This is a genomic window from Alkalimarinus alittae (assembly GCF_026016465.1).
Lineage (GTDB): Bacteria > Pseudomonadota > Gammaproteobacteria > Pseudomonadales > Oleiphilaceae > Alkalimarinus > Alkalimarinus alittae.
This window is the reverse complement of the sequence record NZ_CP100390.1, coordinates 3,619,447-3,638,299: the sequence shown is the minus strand read 5'-3', so window position 1 is coordinate 3,638,299 and position 18,853 is coordinate 3,619,447. Positions and strand designations below refer to the sequence as shown.

General features: G+C 45.1%; 19 protein-coding genes. 15 read left to right on the top strand and 4 right to left on the bottom strand.

What is annotated here, in order from left to right:
* Nucleotides 1-23 precede the first annotated feature (23 nt).
* Genes ribH through NKI27_RS16410 form a run of 4 tightly spaced genes read left to right on the top strand, consistent with a single transcriptional unit; the run spans nt 24 to nt 2,521 of the window.
* On the top strand, nt 24-500 hold the full coding sequence (gene ribH, locus NKI27_RS16425) for a 6,7-dimethyl-8-ribityllumazine synthase (protein WP_265047109.1): 477 nt from the start codon (nt 24-26) through the stop codon (nt 498-500).
* Between the two features lie 5 nt (nt 501-505).
* Entirely contained in the window at nt 506-985 is a 480-nt protein-coding gene (gene nusB, locus NKI27_RS16420; protein WP_406802570.1) for a transcription antitermination factor NusB, read from the top strand.
* A 23-nt stretch (nt 986-1,008) separates the two neighbouring features.
* Nucleotides 1,009-1,998, top strand: coding sequence for a thiamine-phosphate kinase (thiL, locus tag NKI27_RS16415; protein WP_265047108.1), 990 nt, complete (start codon nt 1,009-1,011; stop codon nt 1,996-1,998).
* A gap of 49 nt (nt 1,999-2,047) precedes the next feature.
* Nucleotides 2,048-2,521 carry a phosphatidylglycerophosphatase A family protein gene (locus tag NKI27_RS16410; RefSeq protein WP_265047107.1) on the top strand — a complete coding sequence of 158 codons (474 nt, stop codon included), beginning with the start codon at nt 2,048-2,050 and terminating at the stop codon, nt 2,519-2,521.
* Between the two features lie 76 nt (nt 2,522-2,597).
* Here NKI27_RS16410 and NKI27_RS16405 read toward each other — a convergent pair whose 3' ends face one another.
* Nucleotides 2,598-2,816, bottom strand: a complete 219-nt coding sequence (locus NKI27_RS16405; RefSeq protein WP_265047106.1) for a DUF6316 family protein — start codon at nt 2,814-2,816, stop codon at nt 2,598-2,600.
* A 182-nt stretch (nt 2,817-2,998) separates the two neighbouring features.
* Here NKI27_RS16405 and NKI27_RS16400 point away from each other — a divergent pair, with 182 nt between their 5' ends.
* A complete protein-coding gene (locus tag NKI27_RS16400; RefSeq protein ID WP_265047105.1) occupies nt 2,999-3,757 on the top strand; it encodes a DUF2057 domain-containing protein in 759 nt (252 codons plus the stop codon).
* A gap of 115 nt (nt 3,758-3,872) precedes the next feature.
* On the opposite strand, the gene NKI27_RS16395 is transcribed toward NKI27_RS16400, so the two are convergent.
* On the bottom strand, nt 3,873-5,471 hold the full coding sequence (locus NKI27_RS16395; protein ID WP_265047104.1) for a WS/DGAT/MGAT family O-acyltransferase: 1,599 nt from the start codon (nt 5,469-5,471) through the stop codon (nt 3,873-3,875).
* Nucleotides 5,472-5,684: 213 nt separating this feature from the next.
* Nucleotides 5,685-6,653, bottom strand: coding sequence for an octaprenyl diphosphate synthase (gene ispB, locus NKI27_RS16390; RefSeq protein WP_265047103.1), 969 nt, complete (start codon nt 6,651-6,653; stop codon nt 5,685-5,687).
* A 429-nt stretch (nt 6,654-7,082) separates the two neighbouring features.
* Here ispB and rplU point away from each other — a divergent pair, with 429 nt between their 5' ends.
* The 4 genes from rplU (at nt 7,083) to proB (ending at nt 10,395) form a co-directional block, all read left to right on the top strand.
* Entirely contained in the window at nt 7,083-7,394 is a 312-nt protein-coding gene (rplU, locus tag NKI27_RS16385; protein ID WP_265047102.1) for a 50S ribosomal protein L21, read from the top strand.
* A 20-nt stretch (nt 7,395-7,414) separates the two neighbouring features.
* Nucleotides 7,415-7,672: a 50S ribosomal protein L27 gene (gene rpmA, locus NKI27_RS16380; RefSeq protein ID WP_265047101.1), complete on the top strand. Its 258-nt coding sequence runs from the start codon at nt 7,415-7,417 to the stop codon at nt 7,670-7,672.
* A 259-nt stretch (nt 7,673-7,931) separates the two neighbouring features.
* Nucleotides 7,932-9,128, top strand: a complete 1,197-nt coding sequence (gene cgtA / locus NKI27_RS16375; protein ID WP_265047100.1) for an Obg family GTPase CgtA — start codon at nt 7,932-7,934, stop codon at nt 9,126-9,128.
* A 133-nt stretch (nt 9,129-9,261) separates the two neighbouring features.
* Complete coding sequence (proB, locus tag NKI27_RS16370; protein WP_406802565.1) at nt 9,262-10,395, top strand: glutamate 5-kinase; 1,134 nt, start codon at nt 9,262-9,264, stop codon at nt 10,393-10,395.
* Nucleotides 10,396-10,458: 63 nt separating this feature from the next.
* On the opposite strand, the gene rpsT is transcribed toward proB, so the two are convergent.
* Entirely contained in the window at nt 10,459-10,725 is a 267-nt protein-coding gene (gene rpsT, locus NKI27_RS16365; RefSeq protein WP_250656777.1) for a 30S ribosomal protein S20, read from the bottom strand.
* A gap of 275 nt (nt 10,726-11,000) precedes the next feature.
* Between rpsT and murJ the strand changes: the two genes are divergently transcribed.
* From murJ to ispH, 6 genes are all read left to right on the top strand, one after another.
* Nucleotides 11,001-12,617, top strand: a complete 1,617-nt coding sequence (gene murJ / locus NKI27_RS16360) for a murein biosynthesis integral membrane protein MurJ (protein ID WP_265047098.1) — start codon at nt 11,001-11,003, stop codon at nt 12,615-12,617.
* 86 nt (nt 12,618-12,703) lie between these two features.
* Nucleotides 12,704-13,714, top strand: coding sequence for a bifunctional riboflavin kinase/FAD synthetase (gene ribF, locus NKI27_RS16355; protein ID WP_265047097.1), 1,011 nt, complete (start codon nt 12,704-12,706; stop codon nt 13,712-13,714).
* 89 nt (nt 13,715-13,803) lie between these two features.
* The gene (gene ileS / locus NKI27_RS16350) at nt 13,804-16,638 is read left to right on the top strand and encodes an isoleucine--tRNA ligase (RefSeq protein ID WP_265047096.1); all 2,835 of its coding nucleotides are present in this window, start codon (nt 13,804-13,806) and stop codon (nt 16,636-16,638) included.
* Nucleotides 16,639-16,725: 87 nt separating this feature from the next.
* The gene (gene lspA, locus NKI27_RS16345) at nt 16,726-17,202 is read left to right on the top strand and encodes a signal peptidase II (protein WP_265049545.1); all 477 of its coding nucleotides are present in this window, start codon (nt 16,726-16,728) and stop codon (nt 17,200-17,202) included.
* A gap of 58 nt (nt 17,203-17,260) precedes the next feature.
* Complete coding sequence (locus NKI27_RS16340; RefSeq protein ID WP_265047095.1) at nt 17,261-17,713, top strand: FKBP-type peptidyl-prolyl cis-trans isomerase; 453 nt, start codon at nt 17,261-17,263, stop codon at nt 17,711-17,713.
* Between the two features lie 36 nt (nt 17,714-17,749).
* A complete protein-coding gene (gene ispH / locus NKI27_RS16335) occupies nt 17,750-18,700 on the top strand; it encodes a 4-hydroxy-3-methylbut-2-enyl diphosphate reductase (protein WP_265047094.1) in 951 nt (316 codons plus the stop codon).
* Nucleotides 18,701-18,853: the final 153 nt, after the last annotated feature.

Sequence of the window (18,853 nt, the reverse complement as noted above, 5' to 3'; positions counted from 1 at the left end):
ACTTGTTAATGTTGGAGATTTAGATGTCGTCTATAAAAACACACGAAGGTGATTTTCGAAACTGCAGTGGTCGCTATGCGATTGTAGTAGGTCGTTTTAATAGCTTTGTTGTAGAAAGTTTGTTGGAAGGCGCGATTGATACGCTTAAGCGTCACGGCATAGAAGAAGCAGATATCGAAATCTACCGAGTGCCAGGCGCATTTGAAATTCCTGTGGCTGTTCAGAGAGTCGCAAAAACAGGAAAGTATGACGCCGTTATTGCACTAGGTGCTGTTATTCGTGGCGGAACGCCTCACTTTGAATATGTTGCAGGCGAATGTGTTAAAGGGTTGGGGTCTGTGTCACTTAATCTTGACCTACCTATCGTCTTTGGCGTGTTGACTGTAGATAGTATTGAACAGGCGATTGAGCGCTCAGGTACTAAGGCAGGTAACAAGGGTGGTGAAGCTGCTCTGTCTGCGTTAGAAATGGTCAGCTTATTTAACGGAATGGGAGCGTAAGGCCGGTGAGCGATCAGTCTGCCAATAACTCTCAAAACAACGCTAGATTGGGGATTGCGCAACGTCGTAAGTCCCGCTCTTTAGCGTTACAAGCGCTATACCAATGGCAGCTTTCGGGTTCGAATGTCTCTCAAATCGAGGCTGAATTTTCAGTCGATAACGATATGGCTAAAGTGGATGTTACCTACTTTAGAGAATTGCTTCGTGGAATACCCAAGCATCTATCTGACTTAAATAGTCAGATAGAGCCGTTTCTTGATCGACCTGTGCAAGACGTTGACCCGATAGAGATGATCCTTTTGCGCATGGGCACCTATGAGATGCAGCACAGAGTTGATGTGCCGTACCGTGTCGTTATAAACGAAGCGGTTGAACTCGCCAAGAAATTTGGTGGCACCGATGGCCACAAGTACATTAATAGTGTTCTTGATAAGTTAGCGCTTAGATTGCGTGCAGAAGAGACACGTGGCAAGCACAGAAAATAAACTGTGTTACGCGGTATAACGAGATGACTAATCACTCAGTCGATGAGTTTGGGTTAATCTCTCGTTTTTTTGGTAATGTGGGGGCGTTTGATGAATCTTCGTTTGATTCCCCTGTTATTCCTCTAGGTATTGGTGACGACTGCGCGATTTTGCGTACACCTCCCGGGCATGAAATATGCCTTTCAATTGACACGCTAGTGAGCGGTGTCCATTTTCCTGAAAGTATTACGCCTTATCATTTAGGTTATCGTTGTTTGGCTGTCAGTTTAAGTGACTTAGCTGCGATGGGGGCAACACCTGTAGCGTTCACTTTGGCGTTAACGTTGCCTGAAAGTGACCCTAAGTGGCTATCAGACTTTTCTCAAGGGTTGTCTGAGCTGGCGAATGAATATCAGATTAAATTGATTGGTGGAGATACGACAAAAGGGCCGCTAACGATATCGATCCAAGTTCATGGTCTTGTTCCTGCCGGTCAAGCGATTAAGCGATCAGGTGCTCAACCGGGAGACCTGATTTGTGTGTCAGGCTCATTGGGCGATGCGGGTGCTGCATTAGGCTTTCTTGAGCTAGAATCCACCCCTGACGCAACCACAGAAAATAGTAGGCATTTTCTTGAACGCTATTTTCGTCCACAACCGAAAATAGCGCTTGGGTGTTTCCTTAGAGGGCATGCAACCGCTGCAATTGACATCTCTGATGGCTTGCTCGCCGACTTTAGCCATATTGCCAAACGCTCAGGTGTAGGTGGCTTACTGTACGAAAATAACATTCCCCGATCAGTGGCGTTGTTATCCGAAATGGAGGGGCAATCGCTATCACTTGCATTAACGGCGGGGGATGATTACGAGCTATGTTTTTGTATGCCTGAGGCTTGCTATGAAAAGTTGAAAAACGAGGCGTTATTTGACTCCGTCAGTGTTGTTGGGGTTGTATCAAGCGAGTGCGGGCTAAAAATGAAATATGAAGACGGTAGTGAGCGCGTGTTAAGCCCCAAAGGCTATACCCATTTTTAGATTGAATAGATGAATTGACGTTTAGTGTCTGGCTGACAGGAGTATTTAAGTGAAAAAGCTTCCGCAAGGGTTTCTGAAAAACCCAGTTAATTTTTTAGCTTTTGGGTTGGGTAGCGGCTGTGCACCGAAAGCACCGGGCACGTTCGGTACGGCGATGGCTGTTTTGCTGTATTTACCCCTTCAATACCTGCCTCTGTGGCTTTACTTAGGGTTTATCGTGGTTACGTTTATATTGGGCGTTTGGCTCTGTGATCAGGCATCTAAAGCGCTAGGTGTTCATGATCATGGCGGAATAGTCTGGGACGAATTTGTCGGTTACTGGATTACGATGATTGCTGCACCTGCTGGGTGGGTATGGATGTTGACTGGATTTGTGCTGTTTAGAATATTTGATATTTGGAAGCCCTGGCCGATTAAAACCGCGGATAAAGTGATAACGGGTGGCTTTGGGATAATGGTTGATGACGTGATGGCGGGAATATATGCGTTGATGTGTTTACAGCTACTAGCGTTTTCGCTTTAAGTAAGCTTATTTTTGTCTTATCCGCAACTATTCCCCCTTGCGCAAAGTAAGGGTAAGGCGATACTGCGTTACGCTTTTAATGTACCCTGTTGCTGCCTGGCAATAGGCTGACGATATGTAGAAATCGATCTAAGCCCACTCGAGCTCGATCTCTATCTGCATAAGGGCCACTATCGAAGCCTTCTCGAGTAGAGAAATACCATTTATGTCCAACGCAAAAAAAGCGATTGCTTCTAAATGGAACTTCGCTTGGTTCGCCGCCTCGCGCCTCAACTTTGTGTGTATTAAGAGCCATTGTTTATACCCCATAACGTGCATTATTTTTCTAATTATCATTACACTGTACAATACTTGCCTATTTTTTCAACAATTTTTGATGTTAACAAGTGAGTTTAATCCATTAATGGCTATTGCATAACATTAACGTAATAGTGACAATTAACCCTTATGTTAAGTTATCGTCAAAAGGATAAGTGAATGTTGGTATTAGGTAAGTTGCAGAGGGTCTGGCTTTCTCTATTGGTATTATTGGTAATGTCGGGTTGTTCATCAACCTCGTTAGTGAAAACCTATGATGGTCCTCAAGTAGATCCATCTCGCTCAGCGGTGCTGTCTGTTTCTGATGGTATTGAGGTGTTATCGGTTAATGGTAAAGAAGTAAAAAAATATCTGATACCCGAGTTAGATTTGAATTATCAGTTATTGCCAGGGGTTAATGTTATTACGTTTACACATGAAACACTTTGGGCAAAGCCTGGAAAGAAAGAAATTGGTGAGTCGAATGCTGAATTGATTGTAACAAAGCCCATGATGATTCGTTTTAATGCAAAAGTGGGCGAAGTATATCGTTTTAACTTTGAAAGCCCTGAAAATAAAAGAGCGGCAAGAGCTAACGTAGATAGCTTTAAGGCGACGCTAGTAGATTCGTCAGATCGTTTTGTAGCTGAATCAACGCTTTATGTTGAAGGTGACGCAACTGAAAACACTGCTGCTGTAGCGGCTACAGCAGGGCAATCAAGTGAAGGTAATGTTGCCGTAGCGGCAACTGCTGTTGCGAGTGTCGCAGCTGTGAGTGGGGTTGCAAGCGAAACAAGTATGGTTGCACCTACTGCTGTGCCTGTGAGGGCTACTGCCACTCAAGGTGGAGCATTGCCGACGATAGATGCGCTAAAGGTTCTTTGGGATAGTGCGAGCACTGATGAAAAGAAAGCGTTTCTTAAGTGGGCGTTTAAGTAGTTTTTTGGCATGAGCGGCATTTTATATGCTGCATCAAAAAATAAAAAAGCTCGCATTAAGCGGGCTTTTTTATGGCCTTCTATTAGGTGTGTCAGTGCTACTCGGATTGCCGGTTCTATTTTTTTTCAGTACTACTTATTTCAGTGCCATCCATTTCAGCGCTATCTTTCTCAGCGTTACTTGTGTCGCTGCTGCTAAATAGGTTGCCAAAAAGACCTGATATATCATTGATAAAACCTGATCGCATCTGAGCTAACGTAGATGTTTGTTCAGTTGAGTCGTCAGATAATGCTTCTGCTGGAACCGGGGTATGAAGCGTTTGCTCAATGTCATCAACCGCTTTTAGTAAATAGTTTTCAAAACTCCCTGGAACTTCGACCATTGACGGGCAAGATGTAACGCTGATGGTTATTTTTCCATTATAACTTACCACGACCAAAACAAGGCCTATGCCATCAAAGAGCGGGGCTGTGCCGATCTGGCTTATTAGTTTTGAACCGTTCATATAAAGCGGTTTTTGTGGCCCAGGTATATTGGTGATTGGAATATTAAATAGCGGCTTATGGCGCTGAGCTAACTGAAATTCTGTGTAAATCCTGGCGGATAAGGCTGCAATACTAGAGGGGATAAGCTCTGTTAGGCGTCCTGCAGAAATCGCTTGGCTATAAGTCTTAGAAATAACGGCATTCTCATGAATCTTTTTGATTCTGGCTATAGGGTGTGTAATATCTGTGGCTAGCGATAGCATAATAGCCGAAAGTTGGTTGCCGGTTTTTCTTTCTAAGCTTTTAGATCTTACCGAGATGGGGGTCATCGCGATAAGGGGGGATTTAGGTGTTGCGTTGTGATCCTTTAAAAAACGGTGCAATGCCTCGGCACAGATCCCCATTACAACATCATTGATGGTGCAGTCATCGATCTCTTTACGAATATTTTTTATGCGCTCTAACGGTATCTCTACATAATGTAGTGCGCGTTTATCGCTGATGGTGTTATTGAAAATAGTCCTTGGTGCGCTAAATAGCGCAGGAGGGAGGTTTAGGTTACGCAGTCTTTGGAGCAAGACTGAGTAAAAGGTCGAGGCGGCAGTGTCTTTAGCAATATTGGCTAGTCTAAGCGGGGTGCTTAGTGCATTTCCGTAGGCGCCGCCTATTAATCTGAATTTGCTCGGTAGCGGAGACGGATTCCATGCGGATATTTTTTCGATGTTAGCCGTAGCTTCAGAAAAGTCGAGTAGTGAACTCATCACTTCGTCACCACTAAGGGCATCGATGGCTGCATGATGTATTCTGACGATCATCGCAAAGCCATTCTCGGGTAAATTGGGGTCCCCTTCAAGCCCATCAACAAAGGTAATTGACCAGAGGGGCTTATCTCTCTCCATTGGCTTGCTAAATAACGCTGCTGCAAGCTCAGTTAGTTGGGTGTCTTTATCTTCGCCGATGAGCGTGACATACGATAGGTGCTTCGATAGCTCAAACTCTGGGTCATCAACCCAGTAGGGTTGGTCTAGCTTAAGTGGCACTTCAACTAGGCGTTGACGGAAAAAGCTGGCAACGTGCAGTCTGGATTCAATAAAAGAGTAAAACTCACCAAAATTCATTGGGGTTTCTCTTTGAGCGTTATCAAAAACATAGATCCCACCGATCAGCATGGGTGAGTTGTCAGTTTCTAAATAAAGAAAGGATGCATCCAAATCAGATAGTTGCTGCATAAAGGTTGATGCTCTTGGGTTAAGTTTCCGGCAGTAAACGCTTGGAGCATATCGTCCTGATCAAGCGCGGGTTATAAATAAGATTATTATACAGATGTACTTATATTGGTAGTCAATAGATTCTTGCACTAAATCGAGTCGTTGGCGTACATTAAAGAATCATGCAAGGGCATGATTCTTTGTATTTTGTAGGGGTGCTTCATCGATAGTCTATTAGTGGTTGCGGTCAACGGCTAAGTTTGCCAATGCAAAAAGAGCGTCTTTGTAGATTGAGTCTTGTAGTGTATTAAGGCAAGCCTTTGCTTTGTCTGACTCTTCCTTTGCTTTGTTAATGGTGTAATCAAGCGCGCCAGTCGTTTGAACGGCAGACTTTATCAGTGACAGGTCTTCTAGGCCGCCTTTTCTGATCGCGTTGCGAATCATCTGAGCCTGTTCATTTGAGCCATGCTTCATAGCGTAAATTAAAGGTAGGGTGGGCTTGCCTTCTGCAAGGTCGTCACCAACGTTTTTGCCCATGTCTTCGGCTGATCCGGTGTAATCTAAGACGTCATCTATTAGTTGGAATGCAAGGCCTAAGTGAAGTCCGTAATCTCTTAAAGCTGCTTGTTGCTCAGGAGAGCCTTCAGCAACAACAGCACCGCTGTGGGATGCGGCCTGAAATAACATGGCTGTTTTGTTCTTGATGACCTCCATGTAGTTTTCTTCGGTTACGTCAGGGTTTTTACAGTTCATTAGCTGAAAAACTTCACCTTCTGCTATAACGTTTGTAGCGTCAGACAAAATGTTCATAATGGGCATGCTACTAATCTGAACCATCATCTGAAAAGCTCTAGAGTATAGAAAGTCGCCAACCAGTACGCTAGGTGCATTCCCCCATTTTGCATTGGCGGTGGCTTTGCCTCTGCGTAAGTCAGAGGTATCAACCACATCGTCATGTAAAAGTGTTGCTGTATGCAGAAACTCGATAATGGTTGCCAGCTTGATATTGTCGCTGCCTTTATAGTTAAGGGCGTTACTGGTTAGAAGAACGAGCAAAGGGCGCATTCGTTTGCCGCCACTCTCAACAATGTAGTGTGCGATTTTTTCAACCAATGGAACGTCAGAAGAAAGTTGTTCTACGATTAGCTGGTTAACCTGTTTAAAATCACTGGCGACTGTTTCGAGTACTTGTTGTGCCTGCATAGTAATGCTCAGATACTTCTAGTTGATATTATGTAGTGACAGATGGCTGGAACGAGCTAAATGAGTTTAGCTGTCGTCATCATCGGTATATTGGCAGGGAATGCTATGGGGTGGCTGTCCGGCTGTCAAGTTCTAAGGCGTCTGCACAAGGGGTTCCTCGCCAGAATTTGCGATAAGCATGTTTTTTTAGTGCATTGGAAGATTGGGTGAAATTTAGACTTGCAGATATTTATTGCCTTTAATATAATTACGCGCCCTTCAGAACCGCCCTGCAATATGGTTGACAGAGTGCTTCCAGTAGAAGCAGGTAGTTAAGTTTGGATGTGAAGACGAATTTGTATATGAATTTGTTCGCGTAAATGCACTGGCTGGTGCTTTATATTTGCGCGAGTAATAGATGGTACTGCCTGCGGGTAGTCGGAGATTTATATGTACGCAGTTATTGTTAGTGGCGGTAAGCAGCACCGTGTAGTTGAAGGTGAAGTGCTGAAGCTAGAAAAAATTGAAGTAGAAACTGGTGGCGCTGTAGAGTTTGAGAAAGTGTTGTTGGTTGCTAATGGCGATGATATCAAAGTCGGCGCTCCTGTTGTTGAAGGCGCTAAGGTTACTGCAGAAGTAGTTAGCCACGGTCGTCACGATAAAGTTAAGATCTTGAAATTTAAGCGTCGTAAGCACCACATGAAGCAGATGGGTCACCGTCAGTGGTACACAGAAGTTAAAATTACTGGAATTAACGCGTAAGCGGCTAGAGGAGAAAACAGATGGCTCACAAAAAAGCAGGTGGTAGTACCCGTAACGGCCGCGACTCGGAGTCGAAACGACTTGGTGTCAAAATGTACGGCGGTCAGGTAGTTAAAGCAGGCAACATTATCGTTCGTCAGCGTGGAACTCAGTTTCACCCTGGGGTAAATGTTGGCTGTGGTAAAGATCACACATTGTTTGCAACTGCAGACGGTGTTATCAAGTTTGAAGTTAAAGGTGCCAAGAATCGCAGATTTGTTACTGTTGTAGCAAGTTAATCTGTCGTTGGTATTGAAAAAGCTCCGCTCTTGCGGGGCTTTTTTTGTTTGGGCTGCTAATAGTTTTGTTATGGTGGTTTGTAGTATATTTTAGTCGGTGGTGTTTTTTTGCCGGCGGTGTGATTCTGGTGTGTTTTAGCTTGCGGTGCATTTAGCTTGGATGTTGCTATATTGTACGGTGAGTGGTTGGTTTGGACTGCTTTACAAGTTTGAATTGTGGGTCGGGGCTGGGCGATTATTTTTTTGGCGGGAGTTGGGTATGAAGTTTGTAGATGAGGCGACTATTTATTGTGAGGCCGGAAAGGGCGGAAATGGTTGTCTGAGCTTTCGTCGGGAAAAGTTTATCGAAAAAGGGGGGCCTGATGGTGGTGATGGTGGTGATGGCGGTTCTGTCTATCTAGAGGTTGATGGTTCTGTTAATACGTTGATAGATTTTCGATATCAGCCGCGTTATCGAGCAAAGACGGGTGAGAGTGGTAGTGGTCGTGATTGTCGCGGGGCTAAGGGTGCGGATGTCATCCTTAAGGTTCCGGTAGGAACAACGGTTATTGATGTTGATACTGAAGAAGTGTTGGGTGATTTGACTACTGTGGGCGAGCAGTTAATGGTGGCTCGCGGCGGTTTTCACGGGTTAGGTAACGCGCGATTTAAGTCTAGTACTAACCGAGCACCACGCCAGACGACTAACGGAAGTCTGGGGGAGGAGCGAAACCTTCGGTTAGAGATGAAGGTTTTAGCGGATGTAGGGTTGTTGGGGATGCCTAATGCGGGCAAATCCACGCTGATTCGAGCGGTCTCGTCAGCCAAGCCTAAAGTGGCGAACTATCCCTTTACGACACTGGTCCCAAATTTAGGGGTTGTAAGTGTTCAGCCTCATAGAAGTTTTGTTGTGGCGGATATACCGGGGCTAATTCCGGGTGCTGCAGAAGGTGCGGGTTTAGGTATTCGTTTTCTTAGGCATCTTGTAAGAACGCGTTTGTTATTGCATGTGGTTGATATGGCGCCTTATGATGAGGTTGAGCCGGCGGATGCGGTAAGAGCCATTGCGCACGAGTTAGAGAAATTTAGTGAAACGTTGGCAGGGCGCGAGCGTTGGTTGGTATTAAATAAATTAGATCTTTTGCCGGAAGATCAGCGTGACGAAGTCTGCAAGCAGTTGCAAGATGAATTGGCGTGGACGGGGCCTATTTATCACATTTCTGCTATTAAGGGTGAGGGCACTAAGCAGCTCTGCTTTGATATTATGGAGTGGATGGAGGCTAGGTCAGCTGAAGAGGCTGAAGATGAGTCGTTAGCTGAAGCAGAAAGAGCGCTACGTAATCGAGTGGATGCAGAGGCAAGAGAAAAGTTACAGGCATTGAAGGCGGCACGAGCGAAGAAGAAATCAACGGAAGTGGATGAGTTTGATGACTTTGATGATGATGACGATGAAGCTGAAGTTGTTTATGCGCCGTAGTTGAGTTGTAAGTAGTGGTTAAGAAGTAACAAGTAGTAGGTAATAAGTAATAAGTGCAAGGGGTAAGTTGGAGTTAGGTTAAGGCTTTTGGGTCTTGCTGCTTACCACTTACTCCTTTTTTATTTTTATATAGGTGATTAATTTGTCGGGTCGACAGGCGTTGTTAAAATCTCAGTGCTGGGTAGTTAAGATCGGAAGCGCGTTGTTAACTAATGATGGTAAAGGGCTTGATAAGGCATCAATTGCGTTGTGGGTTGATCAGCTTGTTTGGCTTCGAGAGCAGGGTATAGAGGTTGTTTTAGTTTCGTCAGGCTCTGTAGCAGAAGGCATGACGCGACTGGGCTTAACTCAAAGGCCTAGTCAGTTGCATGAGTTGCAGGCGGCTGCTGCGGTGGGTCAAATGGGGTTGATTCAGACTTACGAGACGGAGTTTAAACGGTATGGGTTGCATACGGCGCAAATACTGCTGACTCATGATGACCTGTCTGACCGGAAACGATATCTTAATGCTCGTAGTGCGTTAAAAGCCTTGGTGGGGATGAATGTTATTCCTATTGTAAATGAGAATGATACGGTTGTTACTGATGAGATTCGGTTTGGTGACAATGATACATTGGGTGCGTTGGTGGCTAATTTGGTGGAGGCGGATGCGCTGATTATTCTGACTGATCAAGATGGTTTGTATGATAAAGATCCGCGAAGAAATGTAGATGCTTCATTGATCAGTGAAGCGCAGGCGGATGATATGTCACTGGATCAGATGGCGGCTGGAGGTTCGGGTGCGCTGGGTCGTGGCGGTATGGTGACTAAGATTCGAGCGGCACGCTTGGCGGCTCGTTCTGGTGCGCAGACGGTGATAGTGGGTGGTAGGATTGATAAGGTGCTTTGTAGGTTAAGAGAGGGTGAGGCGCTGGGGACGTTATTGCTCCCAAATCAAGAGCGTCAGGCGGCGCGCAAGCAATGGTTGGCGGGGCATTTGCAGACGCGAGGGCAGCTTGTTTTGGATGCGGGTGCCGTGAGTGGGCTTCGTCAAAAAGGGCGTAGTCTGTTGGCTGTAGGTGTTAAGTCTGTGTCGGGAAGGTTTAGGCGCGGAGAAATGGTTGCTTGTGTGGATGAGCAGGGTAATGAGGTTGCGCGTGGTTTAGTGGAATATGACTTCTTTGATGCAGCTAAAATTATTGGTTTACCTAGCGATCAGATTGAATCAGTTTTAGGGTTTATTAATGAGCCAGAGTTAGTGCATCGGGATAATTTGGTGTTGGTATAGGTTGAGGGTAAATTTTATCCATAAAAAAACCGGCAGTAGCCGGTTTTTTTATGGATGTACAAGTTAGGCTTTTAACGCTTTCACTCGTGCATTCAAGCGGCTCTTAATACGAGCTGCTCTGTTCTTTGGAAGAATGCCTTTGTTAACCATGCTGTCAACAGCAGGAACTGCAGCCTGAAAGGCTGTTTGAGCTTCTTCATGATTACCGCTTTCAATTTTAGCGGTAACTTTTTTAATGTATGTGCGAACCATTGATCGTTGGCTTGCATTGTGCTGGCGACGCTTTTCCTGCTGGCGTGCGCGCTTCTTTGAAGATGGGGAATTTGCCACCGTTGAACTCCTCGACTAGGAAAATGCTGTATACTTTTGAGCGATCTCAAAATAAATGACGCGAGACTATGCCCGTTTAAAACCTTATTGTCAATAAAAACCCTATGAAAACGATTCATACTGATCCTTCGGATGGGCAATGATACAGAGTTGAGGCGAATTATTAAAGGGAGAGTGTTATTATTGCCCACTTTTATATCGTTATCCTTCTGTAGCTAGCATGGTTGCTGGGTTTTGGCTGTTGGATATATGCAGGAAATACCGAGAGAATCGAGTTGAAAAGTAAAAAAAGTAGTCGCTTACAAAATAAATGTGAAAAAAAAGGCGTTGATGACTCGGTTAAGCAGCCTCCATCTTCACCCGGACTTTTAAAGTCCAGTAGCGTTGTTGGCTCAATGACCATGCTATCCAGAATCTTAGGGTTGGTTCGGGATATTGTCATCGCGCGTTACTTTGGCGCGGGCGCAGGGGCTGATGCTTTTTTTGTGGCCTTTAAGATTCCTAACTTTCTTAGGCGCTTGTTTGCCGAAGGTGCTTTTTCGCAAGCCTTTGTGCCTGTGTTATCTGAATATCGTGCAAAGAAAGAATTACGCGATGTTAGGGCTCTCATAAACTCTGTGGCAGGGGTGCTAGGTGCGGTTTTGTTGGTTGTTACATTGTTGGCTGTTGTGGGTTCGCCAGTATTGACGACTATTTTTGCACCAGGGTTTATTGGGGATGAAGAAAAGTTTTCCCTTGCTAGCGAAATGTTACGCTTAACGTTCCCTTATTTGTTGCTGATATCACTGACCGCATTTGCAGGGTCTATTTTAAATAGTTATGGGCGCTTTGCGGTGCCTGCCTTTACGCCCGTATTGCTCAACTTGTCGCTTATTGCCTCGGCGATTTGGCTATCGCCATTGTTTGAGAACCCTATTATAGCGTTGGCGTGGGGGGTGTTAATAGCAGGCATGTTGCAGCTATTTTTCCAGTTTCCTTTTTTGCTCAAAATGGGATTGCTGCCGCGTCCACGACTAGACTATCGTCATGAGGGTGTGGCGAGAATAATGCGGCTGATGCTGCCTGCGCTGTTTGGGGTCTCCGTTAGTCAGATTAATTTACTGCTCGATACGATATTGGCTTCTTTTTTACAGACGGGGAGTGTCTCGTGGCTTTACTATTCTGATCGACTATCAGAACTGCCTTTAGGGGTGTTTGGTGTCGCGATAGCGACGGTCATTCTTCCCTCTCTGTCGAGAAAACACACCAGTGAGTCATCGGATGCCTTTTCAAAGACGCTCGATTGGGCGCTTAGAGTGGTATTGGTGATCGGTTTTCCGGCGGCGATTGCGTTGTTGCTATTAGCGGAGCCTTTGTTGGCGACATTATTTTATCATGGTGAGTTAACAGAGCTTGATGTGGCTATGTCAACGCTCAGTCTACGCGCTTACGCATCAGGGCTAATGGCTTTCATGTTAATTAAAGTATTGGCGCCGGGTTACTTTTCGCGGCAGGACACTAAAACGCCCGTCAAAATCGGTGTTATCGCGATGGTGGTTAATATGGTTTTTAACCTCATACTGATTTGGCCTCTCGCGCATACAGGGTTGGCGTTGGCGACAGCATTATCTGCTTGGTTAAACGCTTACTTACTCTACCGAGGGCTTTTGAAGGAGGGTGTTTATTGGTTGCAGGATGGCTGGGGTAAGTTTATGTTTCAGTTGCTCTTCTCGCTATTGATTATGTCCGGTGTGATTTTGGTGTTGTTGCAGTATTTTCCTGATTGGCTGTTGATGTCGGTTATGGAGCGAATAGGATATCTTTCCATCATGGTTGTTTCGGGCGGTGCTTCATACTTTGTTGCGTTGTATGTGTCTGGGATACGGTTAAGGTCATTTCTTGTTCGGCACTAGATTGCAGGCAGTAATGTACTCAGATGGTTAGATTTAATTCCGCGATCCTTATATAATCGCGCATTTGTTTTAGTAGGTTGGTCTTAATGAAGCTCGTACGTGGGCTGCGCAGTTTAGCGTCGCAAAAAAACAGTCGTGTTTCTGGCTCGAAGAGTGAGGCTTTAAGCTTTAGAGGGCTAGGTTGTGTCGCGACTATTGGTAATTTTGATGGCGTTCATTTAGGTCATAAAGTTATTATCGAGCAAGTTAAAGATAAAGCAAAAAAATTGGGTGTACCTTCTGTGGTGGTTATATTTGAACCGCAGCCCCAAGAGTATTTTAGAAAGAGCGATGCGCCAGCGCGGTTAATGCGCTTTAGAGAAAAGTTAGTTGCGCTGCGTGAGCTAGATATAGACTACCTTGTTTGCTTAACATTCAATGATGAGTTGCACGAAATGCCAGCTCATCAATTTATCGAACAGGTATTAGTCTCTGGCTTGCAAATCAAGCATCTGGTCGTTGGCGACGACTTTAGATTTGGCTGTGATCGTGCTGGAGATTTTGCGCTATTAAGCGAGACCGGCAAGTTGCTTGAACAGCAGCAGAAAGGCTTTTCAGTTGAAAACACGCGTACTGTAGCGCTCGAAGGTGATAGAGTAAGCAGTACCAGAGTTCGTAACGCACTGGATGAAAACCAGTTTGCACTAGCAGGGCGTTTATTAGGCCACCCTTATACGATTACCGGGTGTGTTGTGCATGGCCAAAAGTTAGGCCGTCAACTTGGCGTACCTACAGCGAATGTATCACTAGGGCGAAAAGTGCTAGTGTTAAAGGGTGTGTACGCAGTAGAGGCAACGCTTGAGTCTGGCGAGTGTTTACAAGGCGTGGCCAACATAGGTATTCGGCCTACAGTCGATGGTGTAAAACCATCGCTTGAGGTTCACTTGTTTGGTTTTGAAGGCTCGATTTACGGCCAACATCTGAGTGTAGTGTTTAAACATAAAGTTCGTGATGAACAGAAGTTCTCTGATATAGAGCGACTAAAAGAACAAATCTTCAAAGATATTGAAGAGACAAAGACTTATTTTGATACGCTGAGTAATACTGGCAATAAGTAAAAAACTCAGAAATAAATGTTAACCCAAATAAATGAGCGTTAGTTGATTAAATTTAACCGTTCGTTTTAATTGTGATGAAGTGACCAACGATGAGTGATTATAAGCACACCCTAAACCTTCCTGATACTGACTTCCCGATGAAAGGGAATCTAGCCCAGCGCGAGCCGAAAATGCTGAAAGATTGGCAAGACAACGGCATTTATCAGCAAATTAGGGATGCACGTCGTGGTGCGGAAAAATTCATTCTTCATGATGGACCTCCATATGCCAATGGTAGTATTCACATTGGTCACGCGGTTAACAAAATATTGAAAGATGTCATCGTTAAAGCTAAAACAATCAGTGGCTACGATGCCCCTTATATCCCAGGATGGGATTGCCACGGTTTACCGATAGAACACAATGTTGAGAAGAAAATAGGCAAGGCAGGCGTTAAAGTCGACGTCAAAACCTTCCGAAAAGCCTGTCGCGAGTATGCACAAAAGCAAGTTGATGGTCAGAAAACTGACTTTATCCGCTTAGGCGTGTTTGGTGATTGGGATAACCCTTACTTAACAATGAACTTTGCGTTTGAAGCAGACATTATTCGGTCTTTAGGCAAAATTGTTGAAAATGGTCACCTTCATAAAGGGTTTAAGCCCGTATATTGGAGTGTCGTCGGTGGCTCAGCTTTGGCAGAGGCCGAAGTTGAATACCAAGATAAAGAGTCAATCGCGGTTGATGTTCGTTTCACGCCAGTAGATCAGAGTGATTTTATTAGTGCATTCACGCTTGAAAGTGGCGGCGGTGAAGGCGAAGCGTCTATTGTTATTTGGACTACCACACCGTGGACATTACCTTCTAACCAAGCGGTTTCGTTACATGCAGAATTAGAGTACGTGTTAGTTGAGTGCGATGCAGGTTTTGGTAAAGAACGTATGGTGATGGCTGAGGCGCTTCATGTTGATAACATGCAGCGTTACGGCATTGAAGACTACGCAGTGGTTGGTCGCTGTAAAGGGGTTGACTTAGAAAACAAATTACTCGCTCACCCATTTTATTCAACGCGTCAGGTGCCGGTTATTTTGGGTGATCATGTCACCACCGATGCGGGTACAGGCGCTGTTCACACCGCACCTGATCACGGTGTGGACGATTTTAATGTGGGTCGTGCTTACGGCTTAAAAACCTTGAACTTGGTTGATGATGGCGGTGTATTCCGTGAAGGCACAGAACTGTTTGCGGGTGAACATGTCTATAAAGTTGATGCCAAGGTGCTCGATGTATTAGATCAGCATAAAAAATTGGTTTACAAAAAGTCTTTCCGTCATAGCTATCCGCATTGTTGGAGAACCAAAACACCATTGATTTTCCGTGCGACACCCCAATGGTTCGTAAGCATGGAGCAGAATGGTCTTAAAGACGCCGCTCTAGAGGCAGTCAAAGGCGTTAAATGGGTTCCATCTTGGGGTCAGCAGCGTATTGAAGGCATGTTAGAGCAAAGCCCTGACTGGTGTATTTCACGCCAGCGTACATGGGGTGTTCCGATTGCATTATTCGTAAATAAAGAAACCCAAGAGCTCCATCCAGACACTAGCCGGTTGATTGAAGAAGTCGCCAAGCGTGTTGAGAAAGAGGGGATGGACGCGTGGTTTGATCTTGATCCTGCAGAATTGTTGGGCGACGACGCGGCTAAGTGGCAAAAAGTCACAGATACGTTAGATGTATGGTTTGATTCTGGTGTTACCCATGCCGCTGTATTAAAGCAAAGAGAAGAGCTAGGTCAATACCCTGCTGACCTTTATCTAGAGGGCTCAGATCAGCACAGAGGGTGGTTCCAGTCCTCACTAAAAACGGGTATCGCGATAAATGGTCAAGCACCTTATAAGCAAGTGCTAACTCATGGCTTTGTGGTTGATGGTCAAGGCAAGAAAATGTCCAAATCAATGGGTAACGTCGTTGCCCCTCAAGAAGTGATGAACAAGCTAGGTGCCGATATTCTTCGCTTATGGGTAGCGGGTACAGACTACAGTGGCGAAATGACGGTGTCTGACGAAATCCTAAAGCGGACTGCCGACTCTTACCGCAGAATTCGAAACACCTCGCGCTTCTTGCTCGCCAACATTAACGGCTTTAACCCTGCAACAGATGCCGTCGCACCTGGTGATATGCTAGCACTTGATCGTTGGGTGGTTGATAGAGCGCTGTTGCTGCAAAAAGAGCTGATCGAGGCGTATGACGAATATAATTTCCTCGCGGTGAACCAGAAAGTACTTCAGTTTTGCGGTATCGACTTAGGTGGTTTCTATCTTGATATCATAAAAGACCGCCAGTACACCACTCAGCCAGATAGTTTAGAGCGACGCTCTTGCCAGACGGCGATGTATCATATTACCGAGGCACTGGTTCGCTGGATTGCCCCTGTTCTTAGCTTTACCGCTGATGAAATATGGACCAGTCTACCTGGCGATCGAAGCAGTACGGTATTCGTGCAGGAGTGGTATCAAGGGCTGACACCTTTAAATGATAATGAGGCCCAGGGTCGAGCATACTGGGAACAGATACTAACGGTTAAAACGGCCGTTAATAAGCAGCTTGAAGAAGGCCGTAAAGCAGGAAAAACAAAAGGCTCAATGACCACTGCCGTCACTTTGTTCTGTAGCGATGAATTGAAGCAAGCATTATCAGTACTGGGTGAAGAGCTACGATTTGTATTGATTACATCAGAAGCCAAAGTGGTGGGGCTTGATGCAGAAGGTGCAAGCGATGCAATTGAGACCGATGTAGAAGGCCTTAAAGTGCTGATTGTACCAAGCGAACATGAAAAGTGTGATCGTTGCTGGCATCAGCGTGAAGATGTAGGTTCACATGACGCGCATCCAAAACTCTGTGGGCGTTGTATCGAAAACGTTGATGGAGACGGTGAGTCACGACAGTTTGCTTAAAAGCCTTCTATGTAGGTCGGAATGTATTTCGACAAAAAAGTCATCTCCGGCCTACAGACTAAATCAATTAAATGGCGTGAAATCTCTATGTTGAAGTGGTTGTGGTTATCAGTAATTGTGGTTTTTTTGGACCTTGGAACAAAATGGCTTGCAACAGATATGTTGGACTACGCCATTTCAGTACCCGTACTACCCTTTTTTAACTTTACACTGTTACATAATACCGGCGCGGCATTTAGTTTTCTGGCTAGCGCAGGGGGGTGGCAGCGATGGTTTTTTGCTGTATTAGCAGTCGGGATTAGTGTCATGCTAGTGAAATGGTTAGCCTCAATCAAAGGTGATAAATGGCTAGCGATTGCGATTGCGCTGGTGCTAGGCGGCGCACTAGGTAACTTATATGACCGAGTAATACATGGTTATGTAGTCGACTTTTTACATTTCTATTGGCAGAACTATCACTTCCCCGCTTTTAATATTGCGGACTCAGCGATTACCGTAGGGGCTATCATGATGGCGCTCGACATATTTCGAAAGCCAAACCCAGAAACAGTCGAAAAAGTATAAACAAGTAGAGATATAACAAGATCTTATAGAAAAGCACTTATTTAATAGGGTATCAAGAATGAGCGAATTGGAAATAGGTAAGGGCACCGGCGTTGTTTTACATTTCTCACTAAAACTAGAAGACGGTGCGGTGGTTGACTCGACATTTGAAGGGGATGCCGCCGCATTTGAATTTGGCGATGGCAACCTTCCTGAAAACTTCGAAGCGTTATTGGTCGGCATGAAAGCGGGTGAAAAAGGCCAGTGGGATGTACCACCAGAAAAAGCCTTTGGAATGCCAAACGAAAACAACCTGCAAACCATGAAGAAATCAGACTTTCCAGCAGATATGGAACTGGTTGAAGGGTTAATGGTCTCATTTGCAGATGCCAATAAAGCAGAATTGCCTGGTGTTGTTCATGAAGTGGGTGAAGAAGATGTGGTGATTAACTTTAATCATCCGTTGGCAGGAAAGACGTTGCGTTTTGATGTGCAAATACTAAGCGTAACCGCTTTGGGTGAAGAGAAATAAAGCGACTAGCAATAGAGCGAAGAGAAGTAGAGCTATATGAAGATAAGTCTGGCTAATCCCCGAGGTTTTTGTGCCGGTGTTGATCGCGCGATCGAGATCGTGAATCGAGCGCTCGATGTATTCGGAGCCCCCGTGTACGTTCGGCATGAAGTCGTCCACAACAAGTTTGTCGTCGATAACCTACGTGACCGTGGCGCGATTTTTGTTGATGAACTAGAAGAAGTGCCAGATGATTCATTGGTGATATTCAGTGCCCACGGTGTTTCAAAAGCCGTTCAAGAAGAGTCTAAAACTCGTGGACTTCGAGTGTTTGATGCCACCTGTCCACTAGTCACCAAAGTGCACTTAGAAGTAAGTAAATATAGTCTAGATGGCCGCGAATGCGTGCTTATTGGGCATCATGGCCACCCAGAAGTAGAAGGTACTATGGGGCAGTATGACTACTCAGCCGGAGGTCATATTTACTTAGTTGAAGACGAAGCCGACGTTGATAAGTTAGAAGTTAAAAATCCAGAAGGCCTGACTTACGTAACACAAACAACACTCTCTATGGATGATGCCGCCAGAGTTATCGACGCCTTACGAAAAAAATTCCCGAATATCGAAGGTCCACGTAAAGACGATATCTGCTACGCCACACAAAACCGACAAGATGCTGTGAAGCAACTCGCCGTTGATTGTGATTTGATGTTGGTCGTGGGCTCACCGAACAGCTCAAACTCAAACCGATTACGCGAGTTAGCTGAGCGAATGGGTACACCGGCTTACTTAATCGATAACGAAGAAGGTATAGATCCCGCCTGGTTAGATGGGCGCAAGAATGTAGGCGTTACAGCCGGAGCGTCAGCGCCTGATGTGCTTGTGAGACAGGTTGTTGCGCGTATTCAGGCATTGGGCGGTGAAGTACCTGTAGAGATTGACGGACGAGAAGAGAATATTGTGTTTAGTATGCCTAAAGAGTTGAGAATACCTGTTAAGCAAATGTAAATAAGTCAAATGATTAAGTTCGGCTATACTGAAAAGCGCACTGGGTAAATTATCTAGCGCGTTTTTTTTTGCCTGAAATATGAGATGTACTTCTCGAAAACAGATAATCAAAAACCAGTTGTCGACTGAAATAGCCGCTCATCAGAACGGCAG